We start from the raw sequence: 2,095 nt of genomic DNA, 5'->3' as shown, positions 1-2,095 counted from the left end.
GGCCTCCCGACGACCTCGCGCGCGACCTCGCTCGCGTAGCGGGCCCGTCGCGCGGCCCGGCGCAGGTCGTGCAGCGCGTCGTCGCGCTGCCCGTCACCGGCGTCGGCGAGCGCCCGGGCACGCACGTCGACGCGGCGCCACGCCTTCCGCACCCGGCGGGGGACGACCGTCGACGCGGGCTCGTCCGCCCGCGGCCCGCGCGGCAACGCCGTCGTCCACGCGTCCAGCGTGCCCAGCACCGCCAGGTACGCGGGGTCGTCGAGGAGCGTCACGACGTCCGCCATCGCCGCCGCCCGCGCCGCCTCCCGGTCGTCGGCGAGGCGCCGCGCGACCGGTCCCAGGACCAGCTCGACCGGCTCCGCGGCGAGCCGGGCGGCGAACGCGTCCCGCTCGACCGCCGCGTCACGCGCCGCACCGAGCACCCGACCCGCGTGCTGCAGCCGTGCCCGCACCGGCTCGCTGACCGCGCTGTCGACGACCGGGCGCAGCACGCGCAGCGCCGTCCGGACCCGACGGGTCGCGACCCGGGCGTCGTGGACCGCGTCGTCGTCGCCCTCGCGCACCCCCGCGTCGGCGACCAGGAGCCGTTCGACGTGCCGGGCCAGGTACGCCCGCAGGACCTCGGCGGCGGTCCCGTCGGCCGGTGTCGTCGCCGCGGCCACGGGCACGCGGTCGCCGAGTGCGCGCTGCACCTTCGAGGCGCCCCGCGGCGTCCCGCCCGCGCCCACCACGGCCTCGCCGACCGCGGTCAGCAGGTCGTCGTCGCCCGTGACGAGCTCGACCTCCCACTCGCGCCAGGTGCGCGCGACGTCGCCGTCGTCGGCGGGCCGGGCCTCGTCGTCCGCGGCACCGCCGCCGCGGTGGGTCACGACGACGTCGTCGGCGACCTCCGCGAGCACCCCGCCGTCGGCGCCGAGCAGCCGCGCCGTCGACCGGTCCGTCTCCAGCGTGACGACCGGCCCGACGTCCTGGTCCCGGACCCGGGCGCGCACCAGGGCCAGCAGCTCCGCGGGCGGGGTCGTGGCCTCCGCCCGCACGCGGTGCTCGGTCCGCCGACGCCCCGCACCGCCCGCCCGCGACGGGAGCTTGAGGTGCCAGCCCGCGTCGTCGCCGCCCGTGCGGTGGCGCAGCGAGACGCCCGCGCGCGTGAGGTCGAGGGCCGGGGTGTCCCAGTACGTCGCGACGAGCCGGACCGACGTCGACCCGTCGACGCGCGCGACGCCGGGCAGGCCCGACAGGTCGGGCAACGCCGCGGCGGCCGGCACCTCGAACGCGGTCTCGACCTCGGGGTGCGCAGCCATGCGTCGAGCGTCGCACCGGGGTGAGGGTCGCGCGCGGCGGTCCCGTCAGCCGCCGACCGTCGCCCACGTCGCGAGGACGCCCGAGCGCCACGACGCCGCCAGCACCAGCGCGACGACCCCCAGCACGACGGCCGCGAGCAGGCCGTCGCGCCGGTCGAGAGGCACGGGTCGTGCGACCGTCCGCGGCCCGTCGCCCAGCCCCCGGGTCTCCAGCGCGATCGCGAGCCGCTCGCCCTGCCGCAGCGACACGACGAGCACCGCGAACGCGGCACGCGCGAGCGACCCCACGTCGCGAGGCAGCGGCGAACCCGGACGACGGTCGGGCGACCGGACCGCCTGGGCCTGGCGGACCGTGGTCCAACGCTCCGGGAGCTGCTCCAGCACGCGGTAACCCGCGAGCACCGCGAACGTCGCGCGCGGCGGCAGCCGGGCGTGCTGGTGCAGGCTCGTGAGGAGCCGCCCGGCGTCCGTCGTGAGCGTGAACGCGACCGACAGGAGGCCCACCAGCAGCGCGCGCAGCGCGAGCGACGCCCCGACCGCGACGCCCGTCGTCGTGACCTCGAGCGCCCCCAGCCTCACGAGGACGTCACCGCCAGGCCGCGTCACGGCGTTGACCGCGAGGAGCGACACGGCGAACGGCGCGAACAGCGCGAGGGCCCGCAGCGGGGCCGCCACGCCCAGGCGGCCCGCGACCGCCACGGCGGGCAGCGCGAGGAGCAGCAGGACGGCCGGCGTCCACGGGTCGACCGGGACGAGCAGCACGCCCGAGACCGCGAACGCGACCGCGAGCTTGA

The 2,095-nt window shown here is 79.1% G+C and carries 2 protein-coding genes; both read right to left on the bottom strand.

Going from position 1 to position 2,095, the window contains the following annotated elements:
- On the bottom strand, positions 1 to 1,301 hold a 1,301-nt coding region (locus CBZ_RS19905; protein WP_130783167.1), incomplete at its 3' end, for a CYTH and CHAD domain-containing protein.
- A gap of 45 nt (positions 1,302 to 1,346) precedes the next feature.
- On the bottom strand, positions 1,347 to 2,095 hold a 749-nt coding region (locus tag CBZ_RS19900), incomplete at its 5' end, for an energy-coupling factor transporter transmembrane component T family protein (protein ID WP_130783166.1).

Origin of the sequence: Cellulomonas biazotea, from assembly GCF_004306155.1 — a bacterium.
Lineage (GTDB): Bacteria > Actinomycetota > Actinomycetes > Actinomycetales > Cellulomonadaceae > Cellulomonas > Cellulomonas biazotea.
Note: the sequence above shows the minus strand (reverse complement) of the source record. Positions and strands in the feature narration are given on the sequence as shown.